22 protein-coding genes and 7 tRNA genes are annotated in these 25,612 nt (G+C 38.2%); 23 read left to right on the top strand and 6 right to left on the bottom strand.

Features of this window, described 5'->3' with window-relative positions; translation table 11 throughout:
* The first annotated feature begins 67 nt into the window (after positions 1-67).
* From E7Z78_RS07840 to E7Z78_RS07750, 19 genes are all read left to right on the top strand, one after another.
* A tRNA-Thr gene (locus tag E7Z78_RS07840) sits at positions 68-141 on the top strand.
* A 114-nt stretch (positions 142-255) separates the two neighbouring features.
* Positions 256-330: transfer RNA gene (locus tag E7Z78_RS07835), tRNA-Pro, on the top strand.
* A 4-nt stretch (positions 331-334) separates the two neighbouring features.
* Positions 335-408, top strand: a tRNA-Tyr gene (locus E7Z78_RS07830).
* A gap of 122 nt (positions 409-530) precedes the next feature.
* Positions 531-602: transfer RNA gene (locus E7Z78_RS07825), tRNA-Asp, on the top strand.
* Between the two features lie 30 nt (positions 603-632).
* Positions 633-706: transfer RNA gene (locus tag E7Z78_RS07820), tRNA-Lys, on the top strand.
* Positions 707-749: 43 nt separating this feature from the next.
* Positions 750-983 carry a DNA-directed RNA polymerase subunit H gene (locus E7Z78_RS07815; RefSeq protein WP_303724598.1) on the top strand — a complete coding sequence of 78 codons (234 nt, stop codon included), beginning with the start codon at positions 750-752 and terminating at the stop codon, positions 981-983.
* Positions 984-1,225: 242 nt separating this feature from the next.
* Positions 1,226-2,779, top strand: coding sequence for a DNA-directed RNA polymerase subunit B'' (locus E7Z78_RS07810; RefSeq protein ID WP_303724597.1), 1,554 nt, complete (start codon positions 1,226-1,228; stop codon positions 2,777-2,779).
* Between the two features lie 530 nt (positions 2,780-3,309).
* Positions 3,310-5,145, top strand: coding sequence for a DNA-directed RNA polymerase subunit B (gene rpoB, locus E7Z78_RS07805; protein WP_303724621.1), 1,836 nt, complete (start codon positions 3,310-3,312; stop codon positions 5,143-5,145).
* Between the two features lie 24 nt (positions 5,146-5,169).
* Complete coding sequence (locus E7Z78_RS07800) at positions 5,170-7,923, top strand: DNA-directed RNA polymerase subunit A' (protein ID WP_303724596.1); 2,754 nt, start codon at positions 5,170-5,172, stop codon at positions 7,921-7,923.
* Positions 7,924-7,931: 8 nt separating this feature from the next.
* On the top strand, positions 7,932-9,122 hold the full coding sequence (gene rpoA2, locus E7Z78_RS07795; RefSeq protein ID WP_303724595.1) for a DNA-directed RNA polymerase subunit A'': 1,191 nt from the start codon (positions 7,932-7,934) through the stop codon (positions 9,120-9,122).
* Positions 9,123-9,130: 8 nt separating this feature from the next.
* Entirely contained in the window at positions 9,131-9,430 is a 300-nt protein-coding gene (locus E7Z78_RS07790; protein ID WP_303724594.1) for a 50S ribosomal protein L30e, read from the top strand.
* A 6-nt stretch (positions 9,431-9,436) separates the two neighbouring features.
* A complete protein-coding gene (locus E7Z78_RS07785; RefSeq protein WP_303724593.1) occupies positions 9,437-9,868 on the top strand; it encodes a NusA-like transcription termination signal-binding factor in 432 nt (143 codons plus the stop codon).
* A gap of 336 nt (positions 9,869-10,204) precedes the next feature.
* On the top strand, positions 10,205-10,630 hold the full coding sequence (locus E7Z78_RS07780) for a 30S ribosomal protein S12 (protein WP_067044341.1): 426 nt from the start codon (positions 10,205-10,207) through the stop codon (positions 10,628-10,630).
* Positions 10,631-10,642: 12 nt separating this feature from the next.
* Entirely contained in the window at positions 10,643-11,203 is a 561-nt protein-coding gene (locus E7Z78_RS07775; RefSeq protein ID WP_296783186.1) for a 30S ribosomal protein S7, read from the top strand.
* Between the two features lie 28 nt (positions 11,204-11,231).
* Positions 11,232-13,430, top strand: a complete 2,199-nt coding sequence (locus tag E7Z78_RS07770; protein WP_303724592.1) for an elongation factor EF-2 — start codon at positions 11,232-11,234, stop codon at positions 13,428-13,430.
* A gap of 150 nt (positions 13,431-13,580) precedes the next feature.
* Positions 13,581-14,834 (top strand): translation elongation factor EF-1 subunit alpha, encoded by a 1,254-nt coding sequence (gene tuf / locus E7Z78_RS07765; RefSeq protein WP_303724591.1) that lies wholly within the window; start codon positions 13,581-13,583, stop codon positions 14,832-14,834.
* A 70-nt stretch (positions 14,835-14,904) separates the two neighbouring features.
* Complete coding sequence (rpsJ, locus tag E7Z78_RS07760; RefSeq protein ID WP_042691424.1) at positions 14,905-15,213, top strand: 30S ribosomal protein S10; 309 nt, start codon at positions 14,905-14,907, stop codon at positions 15,211-15,213.
* 35 nt (positions 15,214-15,248) lie between these two features.
* Positions 15,249-15,332 (top strand) — tRNA-Ser (locus tag E7Z78_RS07755).
* 116 nt (positions 15,333-15,448) lie between these two features.
* Positions 15,449-15,532: transfer RNA gene (locus E7Z78_RS07750), tRNA-Ser, on the top strand.
* 17 nt (positions 15,533-15,549) lie between these two features.
* Here the strand turns inward: E7Z78_RS07750 and cobK are convergent.
* From cobK to E7Z78_RS07735, 3 genes are read right to left on the bottom strand one after another with little or no spacing between them, the layout of a single operon-like run.
* A complete protein-coding gene (gene cobK / locus E7Z78_RS07745) occupies positions 15,550-16,335 on the bottom strand; it encodes a precorrin-6A reductase (protein WP_303724590.1) in 786 nt (261 codons plus the stop codon).
* Positions 16,332-18,737, bottom strand: a complete 2,406-nt coding sequence (locus tag E7Z78_RS07740) for a calcium-translocating P-type ATPase, PMCA-type (RefSeq protein ID WP_303724589.1) — start codon at positions 18,735-18,737, stop codon at positions 16,332-16,334. The genes cobK and E7Z78_RS07740 overlap by 4 nt, the downstream gene beginning before the upstream one ends.
* Before the next feature lie 4 nt (positions 18,738-18,741).
* Positions 18,742-19,131, bottom strand: a complete 390-nt coding sequence (locus E7Z78_RS07735; protein ID WP_303724588.1) for a UPF0146 family protein — start codon at positions 19,129-19,131, stop codon at positions 18,742-18,744.
* 109 nt (positions 19,132-19,240) lie between these two features.
* Between E7Z78_RS07735 and rimI the strand changes: the two genes are divergently transcribed.
* Entirely contained in the window at positions 19,241-19,693 is a 453-nt protein-coding gene (gene rimI, locus E7Z78_RS07730) for a ribosomal protein S18-alanine N-acetyltransferase (protein ID WP_303724587.1), read from the top strand.
* Here the strand turns inward: rimI and E7Z78_RS07725 are convergent.
* The gene (locus E7Z78_RS07725) at positions 19,667-20,185 is read right to left on the bottom strand and encodes a zinc ribbon domain-containing protein (RefSeq protein WP_303724586.1); all 519 of its coding nucleotides are present in this window, start codon (positions 20,183-20,185) and stop codon (positions 19,667-19,669) included. The genes rimI and E7Z78_RS07725 overlap by 27 nt on opposite strands.
* Positions 20,186-20,280: 95 nt before the next feature.
* Between E7Z78_RS07725 and E7Z78_RS07720 the strand changes: the two genes are divergently transcribed.
* Positions 20,281-21,249, top strand: a complete 969-nt coding sequence (locus tag E7Z78_RS07720; RefSeq protein WP_303724585.1) for a hypothetical protein — start codon at positions 20,281-20,283, stop codon at positions 21,247-21,249.
* On the opposite strand, the gene dusB is transcribed toward E7Z78_RS07720, so the two are convergent.
* Positions 21,238-22,215, bottom strand: a complete 978-nt coding sequence (gene dusB / locus E7Z78_RS07715) for a tRNA dihydrouridine synthase DusB (protein ID WP_303724584.1) — start codon at positions 22,213-22,215, stop codon at positions 21,238-21,240. The two genes, E7Z78_RS07720 and dusB, sit on opposite strands and share 12 nt — an antisense overlap.
* Before the next feature lie 108 nt (positions 22,216-22,323).
* Between dusB and prf1 the strand changes: the two genes are divergently transcribed.
* Positions 22,324-23,568, top strand: a complete 1,245-nt coding sequence (prf1, locus tag E7Z78_RS07710) for a peptide chain release factor aRF-1 (protein ID WP_303724583.1) — start codon at positions 22,324-22,326, stop codon at positions 23,566-23,568.
* On the opposite strand, the gene E7Z78_RS07705 is transcribed toward prf1, so the two are convergent.
* Positions 23,565-23,801 carry a hypothetical protein gene (locus E7Z78_RS07705; RefSeq protein ID WP_303724582.1) on the bottom strand — a complete coding sequence of 79 codons (237 nt, stop codon included), beginning with the start codon at positions 23,799-23,801 and terminating at the stop codon, positions 23,565-23,567. The two genes, prf1 and E7Z78_RS07705, sit on opposite strands and share 4 nt — an antisense overlap.
* A 483-nt stretch (positions 23,802-24,284) precedes the next feature.
* Between E7Z78_RS07705 and gdhA the strand changes: the two genes are divergently transcribed.
* Positions 24,285-25,612 (top strand): NADP-specific glutamate dehydrogenase (gene gdhA, locus E7Z78_RS07700; RefSeq protein ID WP_303724581.1); only part of this gene is annotated, 1,328 nt, incomplete at its 3' end.

The raw sequence follows: 25,612 nt of genomic DNA, 5'->3' as shown, positions 1-25,612 counted from the left end.
ATTTTATCGTAAAGTATTTAAATGACTTTAGATATAATTTATATTGTTCTATAATATTAACATACTTGCCTCGGTGGCTCAGTCTGGTAGAGCGCGAGACTTGTAATCTCGTGGTCGCGGGTTCAATTCCCGTCCGGGGCTTATAAATTTATATTTAATATAAATTTTTTAGTGATATGGTAAAATTATAGTAACCTTTATATACTTGTAAGTTTATAGTATTATTAGTATGTTATCTACATGCATATTGTATGTGGGTCCGTAGGGTAGCTTGGTCGATCCTTTGGGCTTTGGGAGCCTGAGACTCCGGTTCAAATCCGGGCGGACCCATTTTCCCGCCTTAGCTCAATTTGGCAGAGCGTTGGACTGTAGATCCAAATGTTGCTGGTTCAAGTCCGGCAGGCGGGATTTCAATTTAATTATTTGAAATCATATGTAAATTTTTGTAAAATATCATGATTTGACAAAACCTTTATATATGATAAAATTTATAATTAATTTGTAGTGTATAATTACTATTTAGGTCGTATGCCCTGGTGGTGTAGGGGCTATCATGTGGGCCTGTCGAGCCCGCGACTCGGGTTCAAATCCCGGCCAGGGCGCTCACTACTTAGATAGTATGTATATCGTATAGGCCTGTAGCTCAGTCTGGCAGAGCGCCTGGCTTTTAACCAGGCGGCCGCGGGTTCAATTCCCGTCAGGCCTGTTTCTAATTTTATATTTTAACTTTTCTATCTGGAGGAAAAAATTTGAAAATTGATATTCAAGACCATATGCTCGTACCAAAGCATGAAATCATGACTGAAGAAGAGATTTCTGATGAATTTAGTGATGTGGATTATGATATTAAGGACCTTCCTAAAATAAAATCTAAAGATCCAGTTGCAAAAGCTATAGGTGCAGAACCTGGAAATATCTTAAGAATTACTCGTGAAAGTCAAACTGCAGGAGTATTTGTAACTTACAGGATTGTAGAAGATTAATAGTTTAATATAATTTTAGATTTGTGAAGTTTAATATAGTATAATTTCTGTATTTTTTTGTTTTTTAAGAAATTCATTATAATAAATTGAACTTAGTTTGAGAGGAATTATCTTTAAGAGGATAGTTAGGAGTAAATTAAGAATAATGATTAAATGAATTAGTTAAGTTTAGGGTTAAACCTATTATTTATTTTTATTTAGTTAATTATTTTTATTGCGTTACGTAATGCTGGAGGATATCCATGACAGAGAATAATTGGAAATTAGTTGATGCATTTTTTGACAAATATGATTTAGTGGATCACCATATCAAGTCATACAATGATTTTGTGAATAATAGGATTCAGAATATCATTGATATTACCGAGCCTATTACTTTAGATGATGGTAAATACACTTTAAAAACCGGTAAAGTACGTATTGAAAAACCTTCAAATAAAGAGGCTGACGGTTCCCGTAGTGAAATTGATCCTACTGAAGCAAGACTTAGAAATTTGAATTATTCCGCAGACATGTATCTAGAAATGGCCTTAAATGAAGACGGAGAAGAAAATGAATTGGAAGAAGTATACATTGGTGAATTACCAGTTATGCTCAAATCCGACATTTGCCATCTCAACGGTCTTTCTGCAGAAGAATTAATTGAAAAACATGAAGACCCTCAAGATTTAGGAGGATATTTCATCGTCAACGGTTCTGAAAGAGCTGTTGTTACAATGGAAGAAATTGCTCCAAACAAAATTATTCTTGAACGTATTGATGAACCTGAGGACAGACATGCAAAAGCTGTTGTAACCTCTATCAAAAGTGGTTTCAGAGCTAGAATTACTTTAGAATACAAAAAACCTCGTAAAAATGGTGTGTTCTTAAGAATTTCATTCCCATACCTCCCAGGGGAAATTCCATTAGTTATCTTATTGAGAGCTCTTGGATTATGTACTGATCAAGAAATCATTACTGCAATTTCAGATGACAATAACTTCCAAATGATGGTCGCAGACGATTTACAAGTCTCTTCCGAATCCTTGAAGTTAGACCAAACTGAAATGGATGGAATGACTTTAGATGAAAGAAGAGAATATTTACAGTTAGCTGCTATTAAGTACATCGGTAACAGAGTAGCTAAAAACATGCCTAAAGATTATCGTTTAAGACGTGCTAAAGACGTCATTAACCGTTATTTATTACCTCATATGGGTACTGAAGAAGACAGATGCTATGATAAGGCAATCTACTTGGCTGAAATGACTGAAATGTTGTTAGAAGTAATTGAACAGAAAAGAGAACCTCACGATAAGGACCACTACACCAACAAAAGACTCAGAGTATCTGGAGATTTAATGGAAGACCTTTTCAGAGTTGCTTTCACAAACTTAACCAGAGACATGAGCTACCAACTTGAAAGAAGCCTTTCACGTGGTAAGGAACTTTCCATCAAACAGGCTGTACGTAGTGATGTATTGACTGAAAACATCAAGCACGCAATCGCTACAGGAAACTGGGTAGGTGGAAGAGCTGGTGTAAGCCAATTGTTAGACAGAACCAGTTACATGGGTACACTTTCTCACTTGAGACGTGTTGTTTCTCCATTGACAAGAAGCCAACCTCACTTTGAAGCAAGAGATTTGCACCCAACTCAATTTGGTAAGATCTGTCCAAACGAAACCCCAGAAGGTCCAAACTGTGGTTTGGTAAAGAACTTAGCTTTATTATGTAATATTTCAGAAGGTTCAGATGAACAGGAAATCATTGATGTTATTGAAAACATGGATGTAGACTTAATTCAAAGGAGGTGAGATGTTTGGCTAAAAGGATTAATGCAAAGTTAAAAAGAGCTTATCATTATTTTGGTATTAATGAAGTAGTTCCTTTTGAGGAAATTGAAGAAAGAATTAATCATTTGAAAGGAATCCCTGCTGATGAAGCTGTTGTCATTAAAGTTTCAGAATATGCAGATGAAATCGCTGAATATTTCGAAAATGAGAAAAGAGTGGCAGACACTGAATTCCCTGTGGCTTTCTCCAAGGATGAGCCAAGGAAAAGTTGGGAGAAATATACTGATGATTTCCCAGAAGACATCTTTGACACTGAATTAGAACCAGTTGTTGATGTTGAAGAGGAATCCATTGAAGATGCAGACGAAATTGAATCTGTTGAAGAAGAAGCAATTGAACCTGTTGAAGATGATGTTGAAGAAGAATCCATTGAGGATGCTGGTGAGATTGAAGTGGCTGAAGAGGAAGATGCCATTGAAGCTGTTGAAGATGATGAAGGTGAAATCGAGCCGGACGTCGACGATGAGCCTGCTGAAATTGAAGTTGCTCCAATTTCATTCGAACCTAAATCCAACAAAACCAAGATTTACATCAACGGTGAACTTTTAGGTTATTGTGAAGACCCTGTTAACTTCACTCAGGAAATGAGGCAAAAAAGAAGAAATGGGGAAATCTCTCACGAAATGAACATTACCTACTATGAGGATAATAATGAGATTTACATCTTCAATGACCCTGGAAGAGCAAGAAGACCATTGATTATTGTTGAAAATGGTGAACCTCTCTTAAAACAGGAACACATGAACAAAGTGGCAAACGGAAAACTCAAATGGGATGACTTAATCAACAACGGACTCATCGAGTATTTGGATGCTGAGGAAGAGGAAAACTCCTACATTGCAATGACCTTGGCTGACTTAAGTCCTGAAAACGATGAGCACACTCACTTGGAAATCGACCCTGCTACTATGCTCGGTATCTGTGCAGGTATTATTCCATTCTCAGACCACAATTCCTCTCCAAGGAACACCATGGAAGCAGGTATGACAAAACAGGCTTTAGGATTATATGTATCAAACTATGCATTACGTACCGATACAAGAGCACACTTATTGCATCACCCTCAAACTCCTATTGTTAAAACACGTATTATCGACTCAACCAATTATGACTTAAGGCCATCCGGTCAGAACTTTGTTGTTGCATTGATGTCCTATGAAGGATATAACATGGAAGACGCAATGGTAATCAACAAGGGTTCCCTTGAAAGAGGTTTGGCAAGGTCTTCATTCTTCAGAGCATATGACACCTCCGAGAAAAGGTACGCAGGTGGTCAGGTAGATAAATTTGAAGTGCCTGACAAAAACATCAAGGGATACAGATCTGAAGAAGCTTACAGAAACTTGGATGAGGACGGAGTAGTTAACCCTGAATCCTATGTTGAATCAGGTGACGTATTAATCGGTAAGACTTCACCTCCAAGATTCCTTGAAGAAAACTTCGAATCCAGCGTTTCAGACAGAAGAAGAGAAACTTCCGTAACTGTAAGACACGGTGAAAAAGGTATTGTTGATGCAGTATTGTTATCTGAAACCGTTGAAGGTTCAAGATTAGCTAAAATCAGAGTAAGGGATACAAGGCAACCTGAATTTGGTGACAAGTTCGCATCAAGACACGGTCAGAAAGGGGTTGTCGGTTTAATTTTATCCCCTGAAGACGTACCGTTCACAGAATTTGGTGTTGTGCCTGATTTAATTGTTAACCCTCACGCGATTCCATCCAGGATGTCCATCGGACAGGTATTGGAAATGGTTGCTGGTAAGGCAGGTTGTCTTGAAGGAGAACGTGTTGACGCAACTCCATTCAACCAGACACTTGAGGATGAAATCAAACAGCAACTCATTGACAACGGATTTGAATCCGCAGGATGTGAATCATTATACAGTGGTGTAACCGGTGAAAGAATCGATGCAGAAATCTTCGTCGGTGTAGCATACTACCAAAAATTACATCACATGACAACCGATAAGGTTTACGCACGTTCAAGAGGTCCAGTGCAAGTTCTTACACGTCAACCTACAGAAGGTAGGGCACGTGAAGGTGGTTTAAGGTTTGGAGAAATGGAAAGAGACTGTCTCATTGCACACGGTGCAGCATTAACCTTAAAAGAAAGACTTCTTGACGAATCAGATAAGTATGAAGCTATTGTTTGTGAAAACTGTGGAATGTTAGCAGTATTCGACAAGAACAGGAACAAGAAATACTGTCCAATCTGTGGAGATGTGGAAACATACCCAGTTGAAATTTCATACGCATTCAAATTATTGTTAGACGAACTTAAGAGTTTATGTATTTTCCCTAAATTAAAATTAGGAGACAAAGCATAATTACAGTTATAAAGGAGCCAATACATGACAGGATTTATAAAAAAGATAGAAAAAATCAACTTTGGACTAATGTCTCCTGAAAATATCCGTGACATGTCTGTTGTTACTGTTGAAACTCCAGATACCTATGAGGATGACGGGTTCCCTATTGAAAAAGGTTTGATGGATCCTCGTTTAGGTGTTATCGACCCAAGTTTAGTTTGCAGAACTTGCGGTTTCAGAGGAGGGGATTGTCAAGGACACTTCGGTAGTATTGAACTTGCAAGACCAGTTATCCACATCGGTTTTGGTGATGTAATCCACAAAATATTACGTTCCACCTGTAATGAATGTGGTCGTGTTCTTTTAAGCAATGACCAAATCGAGGAATTCTCCCAGAAAATCCATGAAGCAATGGACAACAGGGAAAGCTTAAACAACATCCTCAAAGAGGTTTACAGGATTGCTAAAATCGAAACCAAAAACTTGCCTGAAGATGATGAGGAAGTTGACCCTAAACATTGCTGCCCTCACTGTGGTGCACCTCAAGAAGCAATCATCTTGGACAAACCGGTTACAATCCGCCAAGGCGATTACAAGTTAACCGCTTCTGAAGTGCGTGAAAGACTTGAAAGAATCAGTGATGAGGATGCATTCATCTTAGGTGTTAACCCTGAAGTAGCAAGACCTGAATGGTTAGTATTGACCGTTTTACCAGTGCCTCCGGTAACTGTAAGACCTTCAATCACATTGGATACAGGGGAAAGATCAGAAGATGACTTAACTCACAAGCTAGTTGATATCCTACGTATCAACCAACGTTTACTTGAAAACATGGAAGCAGGAGCTCCACAATTAATCGTTGAGGACTTATGGGAATTATTACAATATCACGTTACAACTTACTTTGATAATGAAGCAAGCGGTGTTCCACCTGCAAGACACAGGTCAGGAAGACCACTTAAAACCTTAACCCAAAGGTTAAAAGGTAAAGAAGGACGTTTCCGTTCCAACTTATCCGGTAAACGTGTAAACTTCTCTGCACGTACAGTAATCTCACCTGACCCAAACATTTCAATCAACGAGGTCGGTGTACCTGAAATGATTGCAAAAGAAGTTACCGTACCAGTATACGTTAATGAATGGAATATGGACGAAATGATTAAATACATCAAGAACGGTCCTGACGTACACCCTGGTGCAAACTATGTAATCAGAAACGACGGAAGAAAAATCAGGGTACGTAATGAAGAAACCAAGGAATTGATCTTAGAACAATTAGAACCTGGTTTCATCATTGAAAGACACTTGAAAGACGGAGACATGGTTTTATTCAACCGTCAGCCTTCCCTTCACAGAATGAGTATGATGGCACACGAGGTAAGGGTATTGCCTTACAAGACCTTCAGGTTAAACCTCTGTGTATGTCCTCCATACAACGCGGACTTTGACGGAGACGAAATGAACATGCACGTGTTCCAGACCGATGAATCCCGTGCAGAAGCAAAATCATTGATGCGTGTACAGGAACACATCTTATCTCCAAGGTTCGGAGGACCTATTATCGGTGCTATTCACGACCACATTAGTGGAGCATACCTCTTAACCCGTGACGGTGTTGAATTCACAGAAGAACAAGCTTTACAGATTATCAGAAAATCCCACTTGAAACTCCCAACCTTGAAAAGCGGACAATGGGTATTGAAAGATGACCCTGAATTCGGCGAAGAATCATACATATTCAAGGAACAAGGAGAAATGTGGACTGGTAAAGAACTGTTCTCTTTATTATTACCTAATGACTTGAACTTATCCTACAGTGCTGAGATTTCCAAATGTCCTGCGGTATTCCCTATTGAGGACGCTACTGTCGTCATTAAAGACGGTATTCTTGTGCAAGGTGTAATCGATGAATCCGCTTACGGATCATTTTCAGGAAAAATCTTGGATAAAATTGTTAAGGAATATGGTCCTGGAAGAGCAAAAGAATTCTTAGACCGTTCCACTGACCTTGCAATCTGTGGAATCATGAAAACAGGAATTACAACTTCCTTAAATGATGAGGAAATTCCTGAAGAAGCTCAAGACCGTATTAATGAGCACTTGGATAAAAAGATGGATGAAGTAGATAAACTTGTAGAAGCTTACGAGGAAGGATATCTCCAAGCTTTACCAGGTAGAAGTCTTGAAGAGACTTTAGAGATGAAAATCATGCAAGTGCTTGGGGAAGCTAGGGACATGTCCGGTAGTATTGCTGAAAACTACCTCACAATGGGTAAACAGTCAGATGATGACCCATACGACCATGTGATGGCGGTTGAAAACCACTCTGTAGTAATGGCACGTACTGGTGCTAGGGCATCCATGTTGAACCTTACTCAGATTACTGCTTGTGTAGGACAACAAGCGGTTAGGGGTGGACGTATCGAAAGGGGATACTTGAACCGTACCTTGCCTCACTTCAAGAAAGGTGAGTTAGGGGCAAAGGCTAAAGGATTTGTACACTCAAGTTACAAGTCAGGTCTTGACCCAATTGAGTTCTTCTTCCACGCTATGGGAGGAAGAGAAGGTCTTGTAGATACAGCGATTCGTACCGCACAATCCGGTTACATGCAAAGAAGACTCGTAAACGCATTGCAAGATTTACAAGTTAAACCATCCGGACTTGTTACTGATAACCAAGGTAATGTTATCCAAACTATGTTTGGAGAAGATGGGGTAGACCCTGCAAAATCTGACTTCGGTAAACCGGCAGACTTAAACAAACTTATTGATGAGATAAGAATGGAAGGTAAGTAGGTGTAACTATGGAAGATATTGAAATTAAAGTAAAAGAAACTATTGCTCAACTCAATGATGATGAAAATCTCGGTATCGATTTTCCAGATAGTTATATCGATGATTTATCAAAGGCTTATGTCAAAAATGATTTGACCGATGATGAATTGCAAAAGCTTATCAGGAAACTCAAACAGGCCTATGACCGAGCTCACGTTGAAGCTGGCGAGGCTGTTGGAACAGTAGCTGCACAATCTGTAGGTGAACCAGGTACACAGATGACCATGCGTACTTTTCACTATGCAGGGGTAACTGAGTTAAACGTAACATTAGGTCTTCCAAGACTTATTGAGATCGTTGACGCAAGAAAAGACATTGCTACTCCAACCATGGATATTTATTTTGATGAAGAAAGACGTAACGATGAAGAATTTGTTAGAACATTGGCTAACCAAATCGGTAAGAGTACCGTAAACGATATCCTTAAGGAATTCAACTTAAACTACGGTACAATGGAAGTCACTGCCACATTGGATGCTAAAAAAATTGATGAAAAGAGACTTGACAGGGATGAAATCAATGCCGCTATCGAAAAGGCTTTCAAGAAAGCTGACATCAATGGCGATGAGATTACAATCTCCTCTCAAAAATCAGACAAGGATGGATCCAAATTTGAAATTCGTGAACTCCGTCTCTTAGCAGACAAGGTTCGTGACTTGCAAATAAGTGGGATCAAAAACATCGGTAAGGTTATTATCCGTAAGGATGACAAGGAATGGGTTATCCACACTGAAGGATCAAACCTCAAGGAAATCCTTGACATGGATGGTATCGACCATGTAAGAACCACAACTAACAACATTCATGAAATCGGAGAAGTTTTAGGTATTGAAGCAGCTCGTCAGTCAATCATTGACGAGGCTCAAAAGACCCTTTCTGAACAAGGTCTTAGTGTAGACGTAAGACATATCATGTTAGTTGCAGACATCATGACTTCCGAAGGTCATGTTAAATCAATCGGAAGACATGGTATCAGTGGTGAAAAATCAAGTGTATTAGCTCGTGCAGCTTTTGAAGAAACCGGTAAACATTTACTCAACGCAAGTATTCGCGGAGAAGTGGATGATTTAACAGGTATCATCGAAAATATTATTATTGGACAACCAATACCTCTTGGTACCGGATCAGTCGGTGTCAAAATGGATTATAAAAAAGAATAGGAGGCTAGATGATGGACGTAGATAGAGGAATCAGGGTTGCTGTTGACACTGGTGATGTGACATTAGGCTCTGAAAAATCAATTCAATCTTTAAAATTAGGAAAAGGACAACTTGCAGTTGTTGCTGAAAACGCTCCTAAAGAAATTCTTGAAGATGTTGAATATTATGCAAATCTCTCTGAAATTCCATTCATTGTATATGATGGAAGTAGTGTAGATTTGGGTTCTGTTTGTGGTAAACCTTTCACTGTTGCTACATTAATCGTAAACGATCCAGGAGATTCTACAATATTAGACGATTTGAGGTAGATTTAAGTGTCTATTAAATTTAGTGCAAATGAAATAAGATTCATAGCTCTTTTCGAAAACATGACTGGAGCAATGGTAAAGGATTGCATTATCGATGATGAACATGGAAAAGTCACCTTTGTTGTCAAGAACGGTGACATGGGACTCGCTATCGGTAAAGGTGGAAGTTCCGTATCTAAAGTTCAAAGGGCAGTTGATAAAGGTATTGAAATTGTGGAATTGGATGATGATCCTATCCAATTCATCAAGAATTGCTTATCTCCTGCAAAGCTACAATCTGTTAAGATTTCTCAAAAGCAATCAGGCGAGAAAATAGCTATTGTTACAGCAGACAATACCAACAAACGTATTGCTATCGGTAAAAACGGAATCAATATTGAAAGGGCTAAATTATTAGTAGATAGACAGCATAATATTGATAATATTATTTTAAAATAGCTTTCGAGCTATTTTAATTATTATTATTTTTTCATTTGTTTTTTTTAAAAAACTTTTTTTATTTTATTTTCATGCCAAAAATGAATACCTTTATAAAGGGGTAACTATATAAATTACCATAAGATATCTGTACTTTTTTATAACGTGACTATGTGTGCTTTTTGTCACTGTTTTTAATTTCATTTCAAGATATCTTCTTTTAGATAACTCAGTTTATCTAATTATTATTTATACTGATTTATATCTTAGAATTTAGATTGTACTATTAGTTTATAGTATAAATCGCAGCGGTGGATTCTTAGATATGCTTTTAACAAAAAATTCGAGGAATAAAATATGCCAGGACTTTTTGCTGCAAAAAAACTTAAAAAAAATAGACAAAATTTTAAGTGGAAAGATGTAGATTACAAAAGAAGAGCTTTAAGATTAGACGTTAAAGCTGACCCTCTCGAAGGGGCTCCTCAAGCAAGAGGAATTGTAATCGAAAAAGTAGGGATAGAAGCAAAACAACCTAACTCTGCTATTCGTAAATGTGTACGTGTTCAATTGATTAAAAACGGTAAACAATTAACTGCTTTCGCACCAGGTGACGGAGCTATTGGATTTATCGATGAACACGATGAAGTGATGATTGAAGGAATCGGTGGACCATCCGGAAGATCCATGGGGGACATTCCTGGGGTTCGTTGGAAAGTTTCCAAAGTTAATAACGTAGCTTTATCAGAAATGGTAAGTGGAAAAATAGAAAAACCTGTAAGATAAGGAGTTATATTTATGAGTAAATTATTCGGTAAATGGGATCTCGATGAAGTAAAAGTTGAGGACTTAGGTTTAGTCAAATATATCTGCTTAGACGAAACTTTAGTTCCACATACTTCTGGTAGACATGTAAAAAGACAATTCGCAAAATCTAAAGTATCAATTGTTGAAAGATTAATGAACAAAATCATGAGAACCCATCTCAACTCAGGTAAGAAGAACAAAGCTTACAACATCGTGAAAGATGCTTTAGAAATCATTAACAAAAGAACTAAAAAGAATCCAGTTCAAGTTTTAGTTACTGCAGTTGAAAACACTGCACCTCGTGAAGAAACCACCCGTATCAAATACGGTGGTATCGGGTACCAAGTTGCAGTCGACATCTCTCCACAAAGAAGAGTTGACTTATCCTTAGGTTTCTTGACCAGAGGTACTTTACAATCTTCATTCAAAAACAGAAAATCTGTTGCTGAATGTTTAGCTGACGAATTAATCCTTGCTTCTGAAGAAGATTCAAGAAGCTTTGCTTTACAGAAAGCTGAAGAGAAAGAAAGAGTTGCTAAAGCAGCACACTAATCATATAATATTTATTTAGGTGGTTATTTTGAGTAGAAGAGACAAAATGATTGCAAAAATCAAAGAATTGATGTATGAACCTGAACAAATCAGAAACATTGGTATCTGTGCTCACATCGATCACGGTAAAACCACTTTATCTGATAACCTCTTAGCAGGTGCAGGAATGATTTCCGAAGAACTTGCAGGAGACCAAAGATTCTTAGATTTCGACGAACAGGAACAAGCTCGTGGTATTACCATCGATGCAGCTAACGTATCCATGGTTCACGATTACAAAGAAAAAGAATACTTAATCAACTTAATCGATACCCCTGGTCACGTTGACTTCGGTGGGGACGTAACTCGTGCTATGAGAGCTGTAGACGGTGCAGTAGTTGTTGTTTGTGCTGTAGAAGGTATCATGCCTCAAACTGAAACTGTATTCAGACAAGCATTAAAAGAAAACGTAAAACCAGTTTTATTCATTAACAAAGTTGACAGATTAATCAATGAGTTAAAATTAGAACCTGAAGAGTTACAAAACAGATTCTTAAAAATCTTCATGGAAGCTAATAAGTTAATCAGAAACATGGCTCCTGAAGACAAAAAAGAAGAATGGAAATTAGACTTCACTGATGGTAGTGTAGCATTCGGTTCAGCATACCACAACTGGGCTATCAACGTTCCAACCATGCAAGAAACTGGAATCAACTTTAAAGATATTATTGATTACTGTAATGCTGACAATGAAAAAGAATTAGCTCAAAAAGTACCTTTATCCGACGTATTATTAGGTATGGTAGTAGAACACTTACCTTCCCCTAAAGTAGCTCAAGAATACAGGGTACCTAACATCTGGGACGGAGACATCGACTCTCCTGCTGGTGAATGTATGATCAACACCTCCCCTGACGGACCTTTAGCTGTAATGGTTACCAACGTATCTGTAGATAAACACGCTGGTGAAATCGCTACCGGTAGGGTATACGGTGGAGCAATCGAAAAAGGTACAGAAGTATACCTTGTAGGATCCCACGGTAAATCCAGAGTACAACAAGTAGGTGTATACTTCGGTCCTGAAAGAGTTAACACTGACAAAGTTCCTGCTGGAAACATCGTATATGTAGCTGGTGCAAAAGGAGCTATCGCTGGTGAAACCTTATGTTCTCCTGACCATAAAATCAAAGAGTTCGAAGGATTAGAACACATTTCAGAACCTGTAGTTACTGTTGCTGTGGAAGCTAAAAACACCAAAGACTTACCAAAATTAATTGAAGTCTTAAGACAAACCGGTAAAGAAGACCCTACCGTTAAAATCGATATTAACGAAGAAACCGGTGAACACTTAGTATCCGGTATGGGAGAACTTCACTTAGAAGTTATCGGTTACAGAATCAGTGAAAAAGGTGTAGAAATCACTACTTCCGAACCTATTGTTGTATACAGGGAAACTGTAAGACAATTATCTCCACAAGTTGAAGGTAAATCCCCAAACAAACACAACAGATTCTATATCACTGTTGAACCTATTGAACCTCAACTCTACGAAGCAATCCAAGATGGTAAAATCAAAGAAGGTAGAGTTAAAGGTAAAGAATCAGCTAACGACTTCATGGAAGCTGGACTTGATAAAGAAGAAGCTAGAAGAGTTTGGGCTGTTCACAACAGAAGCGTTTTCCTCAACATGACTCGTGGTATTCAATACTTAGATGAAGTTAAAGAATTATTAATCGAAGGATTTGAAAACACCTTGAAAAACGGTCCTTTAGGCGAAGAAATCGCTATGGGATTAAAATTCAAACTCCACGATGCAAAACTTCACGAAGATGCAGTTCACAGAGGACCTGCACAAGTATTACCTGCTATCAGGAACGCTATCTTAGGTTCCATGATGCTTGCAGAACCTGCATTACTTGAACCAATGCAAAAAGTAGTTATTGACACTCCAAACGATTACATGGGTTCCTGTACTCGTGAGATCCAAAACAGAAGAGGTCAAATCGTAAACATGGGTCAAGAAGGAGACATGGCAAGAATCGAATCCAAAGTGCCTGTAGCTGAAATGTTCGGTTTCGCTGGAGATATCAGATCTGCTGCTGAAGGTAGATGTTTATGGTCTACTGAGATTGCAGGATTTGAACCACTCCCACGTGAGATGCAAAATCAAATCGTAAGAGAAATCAGACAAAGAAAAGGCTTATCTGCAGAACCATTCCCTGCAAGCCACTACTTAGGAGACTTATAAAATTAAAATTTAATTTTTTTAATTTTTTATATTTTTTTAAAAAATCATGAAAAAAACATTATCTATTTATATGTTGAGAAATATATAATAAATTTAAGCTATCATTTAAGCTTATAGATTTTGTATTTAATATTACAAAGAGGTTATATAATGGCAAAAGAAAAAGAACATATTAACTTAGCATTTATTGGACACGTTGACCACGGAAAATCCACTTTAGTTGGACACTTATTATTAAAAGCTGGTGCAATCGCTGAACAACAATTAGACGACGGTGAAAACAAATTCAGATTTGTTATGGACAAATTAGGAGAAGAAAGGGAAAGAGGAGTAACTATCGACTTAGCTCACCAAAAATTCTCCACCAACAAATACGACTACACTGTTGTAGACTGCCCAGGACACAGAGACTTCGTTAAAAACATGATCACTGGTGCATCCCAAGCTGACGCAGCAGTATTAGTAGTAGATGCAAAAGATGGTGTAATGCCTCAAACCAAAGAACACATGTTCTTATCCATGACTTTAGGTATTAAACAAATCATCATTGCAATCAACAAAATGGACATGGTTGATTACGCTGAAGACAGATTCAACGAAGTTAAAGAAGAAGTTGGCGTATTACTCAAATCTATTGGTAGAAACCCTGCTGACGTACCATTCATCCCTCTCTCTGCATTCGTTGGAGACAACATTAAAGAAAAAAGTCCTGAAATGGGCTGGTACAAAGGCGGATCTCTCATGGAAGAGTTAGACAAATTAACTCCACCTGAAAAACCTGTAGACTTACCATTAAGAATTCCTATTCAAGACGTTTACTCCATTACTGGTGTAGGAACCGTACCTGTAGGAAGAGTTGAAACCGGTATCATGAAAAAAGGTGACAACGTTATTTTCTTACCATCTTCAAATGTTAACGGAGCTACTGGTGAAGTAAAATCTATCGAAATGCACCACGAACAATTTGATGTTGCTGAACCTGGTGACAACATCGGATTCAACGTAAGAGGTGTTGGTAAAAACGATATCAGAAGAGGAGACGTAGCTGGACACACTACCGATGCTCCTACTGTAGCTAAAGAATTTACTGCACAAGTTGTTGTATTACAACACCCTGGTGTAATTACCATTGGATACACTCCTGTATTCCACTGTCACACTTCCCAAACTGCATGTACTTTCTTAGAATTAACTTCCAAACTTGACCCTGCTACTGGTCAACCTCAAGAAGGAACTCCTGACTTCCTCAAGACTGGTGATGCAGCTATCGTCCAAATCAAACCTACTAAACCAATGGTTATGGAAGAAGCTCAAAAAATACCTCCTATGGGAAGATTCGCTATCAGAGATATGGGTCAAACTGTTGCTGCAGGTTTATGTCTTAAAGTTACCTCAGCAGAATAAGTTTCTAAACAATTAATTGGAAAGTAATTTATTACTTTCTTTTATTTTTGTTTTTTTTGGAGGATAATAAATGAATCAAGCAAGAATTAAACTTACTGGAACCGACCCAGAAAAATTAGCATACGTTTGCGATCAACTTAAAAAAATTGCTGAAAGAACTGGTGTTGACTTATCTGGTCCTATTCCATTACCTACTAAAAAATTAGTAGTACCAACAAGAAAATCTCCAGATGGAGAAGGTAAAGCTTCTTGGGAAAAATGGGAACTCAGGATTCATAAACGTTTAATCGGTATTGGAGCTGATGAACGTGCTATGAGACAAGTAATGAAAGTCAACGTTCCTGATAACGTAAGTATTGAAATTGAACTTAAAGGATAAATATTTAGAATCCTTCTAAATATTCCTTTTCATATGCCGAGATAGTCTAGTCTGGTAAGGCGCAGGACTTGAAATCCTGTGAGGTCATCCTCGCCTGGGTTCAAATCCCAGTCTCGGCGTTAAATCTATTTTTAAAAATCTTTTTAATTCGATATCTAATTCATAATATTAGATACTCATCATTTTCATATAATTTATATTTAGATCTTTGAATCGGTACTGTTTATTTTCATATGCCGAGATAGTCTAGTCTGGTAAGGCGCAGGACTTGAAATCCTGTGAGGTCATCCTCGCCTGGGTTCAAATCCCAGTCTCGGCGTTTTATTTTAATATTTATTAAAAAAAGTTGTTTAATTTGATATCCAATTCATCAAGATTGGACACTATATCGTTTTTATCCAATTCATTTATTTTTGGCCTTTGAATCATTACCACAGCAACATCCTTTTCGTTTGCTGCCTGTATCTTTTCTATGACTCCGCCTATCTCACCGCTTTCCTTGGTTATCATAACGCTTGCATCATACTTTTCAATAAGCTCAAGGTTTTCCTCAAGGCTTGCAGCCCCTTTCATTGGGATGATGTGGTCTGGATCAACTCCAAGTGAATTGCACTTTTCAATTGAGCTTTCCACTTTCAGAATCCTTGGGTAGAACCTGTCAACTGAAACATATTTCAGGATTTCACCCATTGTGTTTGCTCCTGCAAAGTGAAGGACATTTCCTTCATGAAAAGTTCTTTCAATTAACTTTCCCGCTTCTTCAAATGAATCTACATAACGTATGTGAGAAGTGTCAATGTTGCTCAGGTCAGTGGTTGGTCTTTCAAAGCGGATATATGGCAATTCCAATTCATTGGCAATGCTTGCACTGGTTTGTGTAATGTGTTCTGCAAATGGATGGGTTGCATCAATAAGCACATCGAAATTTTCATTAACTATTATTTCTTTTATTTCATCCTTTAAAAGCGGGCGTGCTATTGTATCGTCACTTCCGCTTTCATCAGCCAATCTTGCACCGTATTCGGTGGTGGTGGTTGTCAAGATATATGAATCGTAATTCTCTTTAATGTGAGTTATTATATTTGTGGAATCCTTGGTTCCGCCAAGAAGAAATATCTTCATTTTATCACTTTAGTCATTAGTTTATCTGCAACGATTATTGTCAATGCGACAATTATAATCATCGCCCATTCAATCATATTGATTGAGGTTGTTCTGAATATGAGTTGCAACTGTGGAATATATATGATTAACAGCTGAAGCACGAATGAAAGGACAATTGCAAGGTAAAGGTACTTGCTTGATGATTCTGAATCTGCTTTCCTGTTGTATGCATTGAACAGCTGATACATTACAAACAATGTGAACGCAACAGTCATTGCCTTTTGCTCTGAAGCATTATTTGCCAGTTCATATGCAAACACTGCTATTGTTCCGATTGCCATTACAATTCCTGAAATTAAAATCTCAGTCAATGTTTTTCTTGTTAGTATGTCTCCTGTTTCCGGTGGGCGTTCCATCAAATCCCTTTCAGCTCCCTCAACACCCAGGGTCTGTGCAGGCGGACCGTCCATAACTATGTTCAGCCATAATAGTTGAACTGGATTGAACGGAAGAGGCAGGGACAATAGGGAGGTTCCAACTATTGTCAGTATTGCTCCGACATTTGTTGATACCTGGAACTTGACGAACCTTTTGATATTGTCATAGATCTTACGGCCTTCTTTGATTGCCTTGACGATGGTTGCAAAATCATTGTTCTGCAATACCATGTCTGCTGATTCCTTTGCCACATCGGTACCGTCACCCATGGCCACTCCAATTGAAGCCTTTTTAAGGGCTGGCGTATCATTGACACCATCTCCTGTCATTGCAACGATGTTTCCGGAATTCTTAAGGGCTTCAACGATTCTCATTTTCTGTGTAGGCTTAACCCTTGCATAAACCTGGATGTCATCTGCAATTTCATAATACTCCTCAAGGGTCATGCTTTCCAGTTCGTCACCTGTTATGACCTTTCCGGTTGTAAGGATTCCAAGTTCCCTTGCAATTGCACAGGCGGTTTTTTTATAGTCTCCAGTTATCATTTTGACTTTGATTCTCGCTTTCTTACAATCGCTGACAGCCTGCTTGGCATCCTTTTTAGGGGGATCTATCAATCCGAGCAGTCCTGTGAATGTCAGGTTCTCTTCAGGTGATGTGCCGTCATCAATTTTGTATGCGAATCCGATTACCCTCAAAGCTTTGTCACTCATTTCGTCAATTTTTTTTGTTATGTTTTCCTTGAAGGAATCGTCAATAATTTCGATACTTCCATTGTTATCTATATATTTGCATTTGGTTAGAATTATTTCAGGAGCACCTTTTGTAAAGATGATATTTTCTTCATCGTTTAGGCTATGTATAGTAGTCATCATTTTACGATTGCTGTCAAGTGGAATTTCATCAATTCTTTCAAGCTCGATTTTCACATTTCCACAGTATTTTAGGATTGCACCGTCTGTTTGATTTCCAATAACCTCGTCATTGCGTATGATTGCATTATTGCATAATTTTCCAATCTTTAAAGTTTCCTCTTCATTTGTGAAGAAACTGTCCACAACTGTCATCCTGTTTTCGGTCAGTGTACCTGTCTTGTCACTGCAGATGATTGTGCATGATCCGAGTGTTTCAACGGACAGCAGCTTGCGCACAATCGCATCGGACTTTGCCATCTGTGACATTCCAAGTGCCAGTGTCAGTGTCAAAACGGCAGGCAACCCTTCTGGGATTGCTGCAACGGCAAGTGAAACTGCTGTCATGAATGTTTCAACAAGGGGAATTCCCTTGAACAGTTCCAAAATGAAGATGGCGATACACACGACTATGGCAATGGCGGACAATGTTTTTCCAAGATTTCCCACTTTTGTCTTAAGGGGAGTGTCCTCATCGTCTTCCTGAACGATTTGGGCAATCTTTCCGATATGCGTGTTCATTCCTATTTTATCGACAATTCCAATTCCATTTCCTGAAAGGATATTGGATTCCATAAAGACATCATCATCAACATTCTTATGAATCGCCTCTGATTCTCCTGTCAGGGAGGATTCGTCAAGGCTCAAGTCATTCACTTCAATCAGCTTCAGGTCTGCAGGCACTTTTCCTCCTTCCTCAAGAATGACCACGTCTCCAACGGTCAAATCCTCTGAATTGATTTCCTGAATCTCACCGTCCCTTTTGACAATGGCGGTTTTAACAATCAAATCCTTAAGGCTTTCCATCGCCTTCTGGGAGCGGTATTCCTGGATGAATCCCATTATCACGTTCAGCAAAACCGCAAGAACAATAACTCCTGCATCGATGATGTCTCCAATTGCATAGGCTGCGATTGCGGCTACGAGCAGAAGTCCGATTAGTATGTCAATGAATTGTGATAGGAACAGTACGATTAGGGGTGTTGGCTTTTTCTCATCAAGCTTATTCAAACCGTATTCAGCTTGCCTTTTTTTGGCTTCCTGTGTTGTCAAACCGTGTAATTCTTGCATTGCATCACCTTAAAGTGTAAAAACTAGCTTTCTTGTAATTTTTCAGTTTCATATTGACTCTGCCGGTATTCAAATCCTCATTTGTCAGTGGCTTAATGATCAGCTGTGAGCCTGTCTCCATTGCCAGATTAACCAGATATGGTTGGAGTTCACTTGGAGGCCTGATTGAGTATATTATGTCAACATCCTCATAGAGTTCCATATTGGGATTTGTTATGTCGTCCTTGATTACTGTGGCGTCTTTTGGTATGATATCGGTTTTGATGAGTGTTATGTTGTCCTTGGATGAAAGGATTTCGGCAATCTTGTCATATTTTCCGATAGCGACTTCCGCTATCCTGACATTGTCGTCGCCAACTTCTTTTAAAATATATTCTGCAAAGTCATCCCACATTTTTATCCCTTAATTAATATTCGTAATCCAAAGTATTAAAATATTGTATTCTATTTTTTTACATAATTAGTTAGTATTAAATACTTTGTTCTTTAAATTTTAGTTTAGCATGATTGTCAGAAAATTCACACCAAATGACCTTAGAAGAGTTTTTGAAATAGAGAACATGTCTTTCAACCAATCCTACGGAATCGACATGTTTCAGCAGTTATATGAGATGGGTGTAGGTTTTCTGGTGGCTGAAGAGAATGGCTATGTGATAGGTTATGTCATCTTCTGGATTAAGTATGAAAATCAGGGCCACATAATCTCCATCGCCGTTGATAGGAACTATCGCCGTTTGGGTGCCGGAACACAGCTTTTGGTCAAGGCAATCTCCATACTGTCACTTCTTGACATCAGTGCAATATACCTGGAGGTCAATGAGAACAACGCCGGTGCCATTGAGTTTTACAAGACCTTCAACTTTAAAATAGATAGGGTGGTTCCGGGATACTATGAGGATGGGGATGGTGCAGTGGTAATGTACATTCCTCTAAATAGAGGTAAAGTTTCCCGCTAGCATCTGCTGATACTGTGAAATCGCATCCGCAGGCATGTTTCCGGTTGCAAACATTATTGCTATCAGCACTATGTAGAATGCGAATATTGCCAATTGGATGTGTCCGTGTTTTCTTGCATTAGGGTCCTTACGGGTTGACAGATAGATTGCAATGATCAAACCAAGGATACCTCCAAGGATTGAGAATACGTAACCGAATATAATCAGCCATTTGCTGGTTTTGTTTGCCTTGTACTGTTGGGCATCTCTAATAACTTCCTTTTTAATCACGATTGGATTCATTGCACTGTTTGGGTCTCCTTCAAACTGTTTTTTAAATATTAAAGGAGTTCCACATTTAACACAGTAATCTGCTTCGTCAGGGTTTGGATATTGACATAATGGGCAGATATTTCCTTCAGCTTCAATTTTTGGAAACTCATGTCCGCATTTTATGCAAAATCCGTACATATCATCTGTTGTTGTACCGCATTGAGGACATCTTCTAATCATAGTATCACTTTGTTAATTAATTTAGAATATAATCATTATAAATGTTTGTCTTGCATTCGATAATTATATTATCCAATCTGACAAATGTTAATATAATGATTGAAAAGATAGAGATTACTCAGAGGTTCAATTTCAAAAGGCTCAATCGTCACTACGAATGCTTCACAATAGATTTGGTTAACAAAAACGCTTATTATAAGATTTCCGAGCGTGGAAGTGGTGACAAGTTCGTCAAGGAAAGTCCCCTTTGTGACGATACCTGGGTTGACATACTGGTTGACTTGAGACGCAAGATGACCAGTGAGATTCACCGGATGAGTGATTCTCAAATTGACAGGTTCCTTCATGATTTCACCGAACTGGAATTGTTTAAGGACTTTGAATCTGAGGAATTCTCCTATTTTGAAAAAATCGAGCTTGTATACTCCTGTAATGTGATAATCTACTCAACCGACAACTATGAGGAGTACAGTTTCAAGAACAATTACCCTCCAAACTGGATTCGGTTCGGTGAGCTTTTAAGTGAAATATTCAAGTTCGACGTATTGCACTTGAATTATCAAAAGCATTTGGCTACACCACTATATTATGATGTCCGTGAGGATGGTGTTTATGCAGGAAATAGTTTAAATGTAAAGTCCATTGAATTCGGCCATTACCGGACATACCCATATGAACTGCCAAACCCTCGTTTGATAATAAATTTTGATGAAAACGAGATTAACGGTTATATTGAAAAAGAATTAATCGATTCGGACAGGCAACTGATTTTGAATCTGCTTAAAAAATACCATGTATACATGTGGATTTTCGATGACTATCACAAAAAGTCAAATGCCCGTGATCCTGATGACTTAGAAGGGTATGACTGGTATCTGGAAATGGTTTTTGAAGGTGATGTAATCTGGCACATTTTCGGATATAATGACTATCCCGACACTTATGTTCACCTGGCCCGTGAAGTGATTGAAATTACCGGTATGGATTTGCTTGAGATAAATACAATTGCTGATGGGGATTTGGAGCTATTTGAAAAATTCGGTGCTGAAAAATTACTTGATTAGCTCAACATATTCGTCAAGCAGGTCAAACAATTCCTTTTTTGTGTTCATCTTGAATAGGCGTGGCTTGATTTCTGCGCTTCTGTAACGTCCTTTCAGGTAATACGCTGCATGGGTTCTCATCTTATGCATTGCCACTTTTTCTGGTTTGATTTCGCTTAGAAGCTCTGCATGTTTTTTAATCATTTCAAGACGTTCCTCCATGGTCACTCTTTCAGGCTCGATTCCACAATCCAAATATTCAACGCAATGCTTTATGATCCATGGATTTCCTATAACTCCACGACCAATCATTATCGCATCACAACCTGTTTCATCAAGCATCCTTTTTGCATCATAGCATGTGAAAATGTCACCATTGCCTATGACAGGTATTGAAACCGCATCCTTAACCTCTTTGATAATGGACCATTTCGCCTTAACACCATAACGCTCTTCCCGTGTGCGGGGATGAACTGCAATCGCTGAGGCTCCGCAATCCTCAACAATCTTAGCTATTTCAACTGCATTAACGCATTTATTGCTCCAACCGCTTCTAATTTTAACGGTAACTGGAACGTCAACAGTATCAACAACAGCGCTGGTGATGTCTCGGACCTTATCCGGATGCTTTAGAAGTGCGCTTCCAGCCTTTGCCTTTACTGCAACCTTTGTGACTGGACATCCCATGTTAATGTCAATGATGTCGGGCTTCATGTTCTCTTCAATGTACTTTGCAGCTATCCTGAATGAATCGGCACCGGATCCGAATATCTGCTGGGAAATTGGCCTTTCGGCTTCGGTCATGTAAAGCATTTCCTGGGTCTTCCAGTTATTATACATCAATGCCTTGTCGGACACCATCTCGGTGGACAGGAGTCCGCATCCCATGTCCTTGACGATTCTTCTAAATGCCGAATCGGTGATTCCTGCCATTGGTGCTAAAACCACCTGATTGTCAATCTTGACATTACCAATTTTCCATTTCATAAAACTCACATTAAATTATGCCGATTTTTCCTATTTTTTCATTACTTATTTATATTTGTAATTATATAATTATATCTATTATATTAATTTAATTATTATTGGGATAACATGGCTAGCGTATCATCAAAAGAATTATATGAATTTAAAAAAACTTTAAAAGAATTATCAAATAAAAGAGGCAGAGGTACCGAGCTTGTTTCCGTTTACATTCCACCAACCAAGCAATTGAGTGATGTTGGTAAGCACATGAGAGATGAAATGGGTCAGAGTGCTAACATTAAGAGTAAACAAACAAGGAAAAACGTACAGTCTGCAATCGCAGTTATATTGGAAAGCATAAAACTATACAGGCAACCACCTGAAAACGGTCTTGTATTGTTTGTGGGAATGATTCCTAAAGGCGGTCCAGGTACAGAGAAAATGGAAAAATACATCTTGGAACCACCTGAACCTGTTCAAACCTACTGGTATAAATGTAACAATGAGTTCTTCGTCGAACCTCTCGAGTACATGATTGAAGAGCACGACGTTTACGGCGTAGCGGTCATCGACAGAAACGAGGCTACCTACGGTACATTGAAAGGTAAGAAGGAAACCATTCTAGGACACTTGACCAGTGGAGTTCCAGGAAAGCATAAAGCAGGGGGTCAGTCCCAGAGAAGGTTTGACCGTGTTATTGAAGATCTCGCTCACCAGTTCCTTAAACGTATCGGTGAACACATGAATGAGGCATACCTTCCATTGAAGGATGACTTGAAAGGAATCATCATTGGTGGACCGGGTTTCACCAAGAAGGATTTCTATGATGGGGATTACCTTCAATACGAACTTAAAAACAAGGTCATATCCATTGTCGACACTTCATACACCGGTGAGGAAGGTATTCGTGAAGTAATCACAAGGGCTGCTGATGACTTGGAAAACCTTGATGTGATGCATGAGAAAAAGCTTGTTCAGAAATTCATCCAGGAATTGAGAAAGGATAAGGGTTTATGCTCATATGGTGAAAACCAGGTTAGAAATAATTTGATTATGGGTGCGGTTGATACCTTGCTTTTATCTGAGGATTTAACCAGCATGCGTAAGAAAATGGTTTGTCCAAGCTGCGGTCAGGAAAAAGACATTACCGTAAAGACACAGGCTGAAGCGGACAATCTTCATGAAAAATGCCCTAATTGTGGTGAAACCTTAAAAGAGGAATCTTCCATCGACTTAGCTGATGAATTTGTCGAAAGGGCAGAGGAAATGAATACTGATGTTGAATTTATATCCACAGAAACTGAAGAGGGAATGCAGATTTTCAGGGCATTCGGTGGAATTGCTGCTATCCTCAGGTACTATGTGGAATACTAGTTATAGCACTTCGGAGACTTGTCCAGGTGTGTTATAACATTACTTTTTCTTTTTTCTTTTTTAGTGTAAAACTCGTTCAATCCTTCTTCTTTGCGGATTTGATTGATTAACTTGAAGAATATCTGTTTTGGAATCTCACATTCTCTGTTTATCTCAACATATAATGAGTGCATTGTTCTGTTTTTTGTCAGATAGTTTTCCTTCAGGTTTTCATATTGGCTTTTGCTAATCATAATTTTACCATTTTGTTTATTAAAATTTAATTTATACTCTATTTTTATTATTAATATGTAAATTATGGTATATAAAAAGATATGCTTTTTAAAATAGTATATTAATTTGTTTAATATTTTTTTGGAAATCTATGTTTTGTTCGGTTTAAGTTACTTTTTTTACCTCAATATTGGAACATTTGAACTTTCTCACCTTCGGAAAGTTTTCGGTGGAAGTCATTTTCCGACATTGTTTATGAATTGATAATTTTTATTGTTAATTGTAGAAAAAATATTAAAAAAGGTTTAAAAAATAAATAATATTTTTTAATTATTTTATACTTTGTATAATATTTATCTTAATTTTTATGAATAATATTAATGAATTTTTATTAAAAATTGAATAATATTTAAATATGAGAAGATGCAAATAATTAATTATATTGTTAAGAGTTTAATGATATACTTGAAAATTAATTCAAATTTCGATTTGGAGGAATAATTTTGTCATACGTAGATGAAGTAATTGAAACTATAATAGAACAAAACCCTTCAGAACCTGAATTTCACCAAGCTGTACGTGAAGTTTTAGAATCCTTAAGGGTAGTAATTGAAGAAAACGAAGAAGAATACAGGAAAAACGCTCTTCTTGAAAGATTAGTAAACCCAGAAAGACAATTAAAATTCCGTGTTCCATGGGTAGATGACAACGGTCAAGTACAAGTGAACACCGGTTACAGAGTACAGTTCAACTCAGCAATCGGACCTTACAAAGGCGGATTACGTTTCCACCCTTCAGTAAACGTTGGAATTATCAAATTCTTAGGTTTCGAACAAATCTTCAAAAACTCCTTAACCGGCCTTCCAATCGGTGGAGGTAAAGGTGGATCAGACTTCGACCCTAAAGGAAAATCAGACAGAGAAATCATGGCATTCTGTCAAAGCTTCATGACCGAATTATGCAAATACATTGGTGCAGACACAGATGTTCCAGCAGGAGACATAGGTGTAGGTGGCCGAGAAATCGGTTTCTTATTCGGACAATACAAAAGAATCAGAGGATTATACGAAGGAGTATTAACCGGTAAAGGATTAAGCTTCGGAGGATCTCTTGCAAGAACTGAAGCAACAGGATATGGTTTATTATACTTCACCAACGCAATGTTAAAAGCTAATGATATTGATATTGCAGGAAAAACTATCGCAGTATCCGGTGCAGGTAACGTAGCTATTTACGCTATCGAAAAAGCACAACAATTAGGCGGTAACCCTGTAACCTGTTCCGATTCCACTGGATGGATCTACGACCCAGAAGGAATTGATGTAGCATTACTCAAAGAAGTAAAAGAAGTAAAACGTGAAAGATTAACCGCTTATGCTGAAGCAAGACCATCCGCTGAATACCATGAAGGTAAAGGCGTATGGACCGTAAAATGTGACATCGCATTACCATGTGCAACCCAAAACGAATTGTTATTAGACGATGCTAAAGCATTAGTTGCAAATGGAGTAACCGCTGTTGCAGAAGGAGCAAACATGCCAACTTCCATTGAAGCAACCGAATACTTACAAGAAAACGGAGTATTATTCGCACCAGGTAAAGCATCCAACGCTGGTGGAGTAGCAACTTCCGCACTTGAAATGTCACAAAACTCCGAAAGATTATCCTGGTCTTTCGAAGAAGTTGACGGTAAACTCCAAAACATTATGGAAACCATCTTCGCTAACGTTTCCGCAGCTGCTGCTGAATATGACATGGACAAAAACTATGTTGCAGGAGCTAACATCGCAGGATTCAAGAAAGTAGTTGACGCAATGAACGCACAAGGAAT

Source organism: Methanobrevibacter thaueri, from assembly GCF_015062915.1.
Lineage (GTDB): Archaea > Methanobacteriota > Methanobacteria > Methanobacteriales > Methanobacteriaceae > Methanocatella > Methanocatella thaueri_B.
Note: the sequence above shows the minus strand (reverse complement) of the source record. Positions and strands in the feature narration are given on the sequence as shown.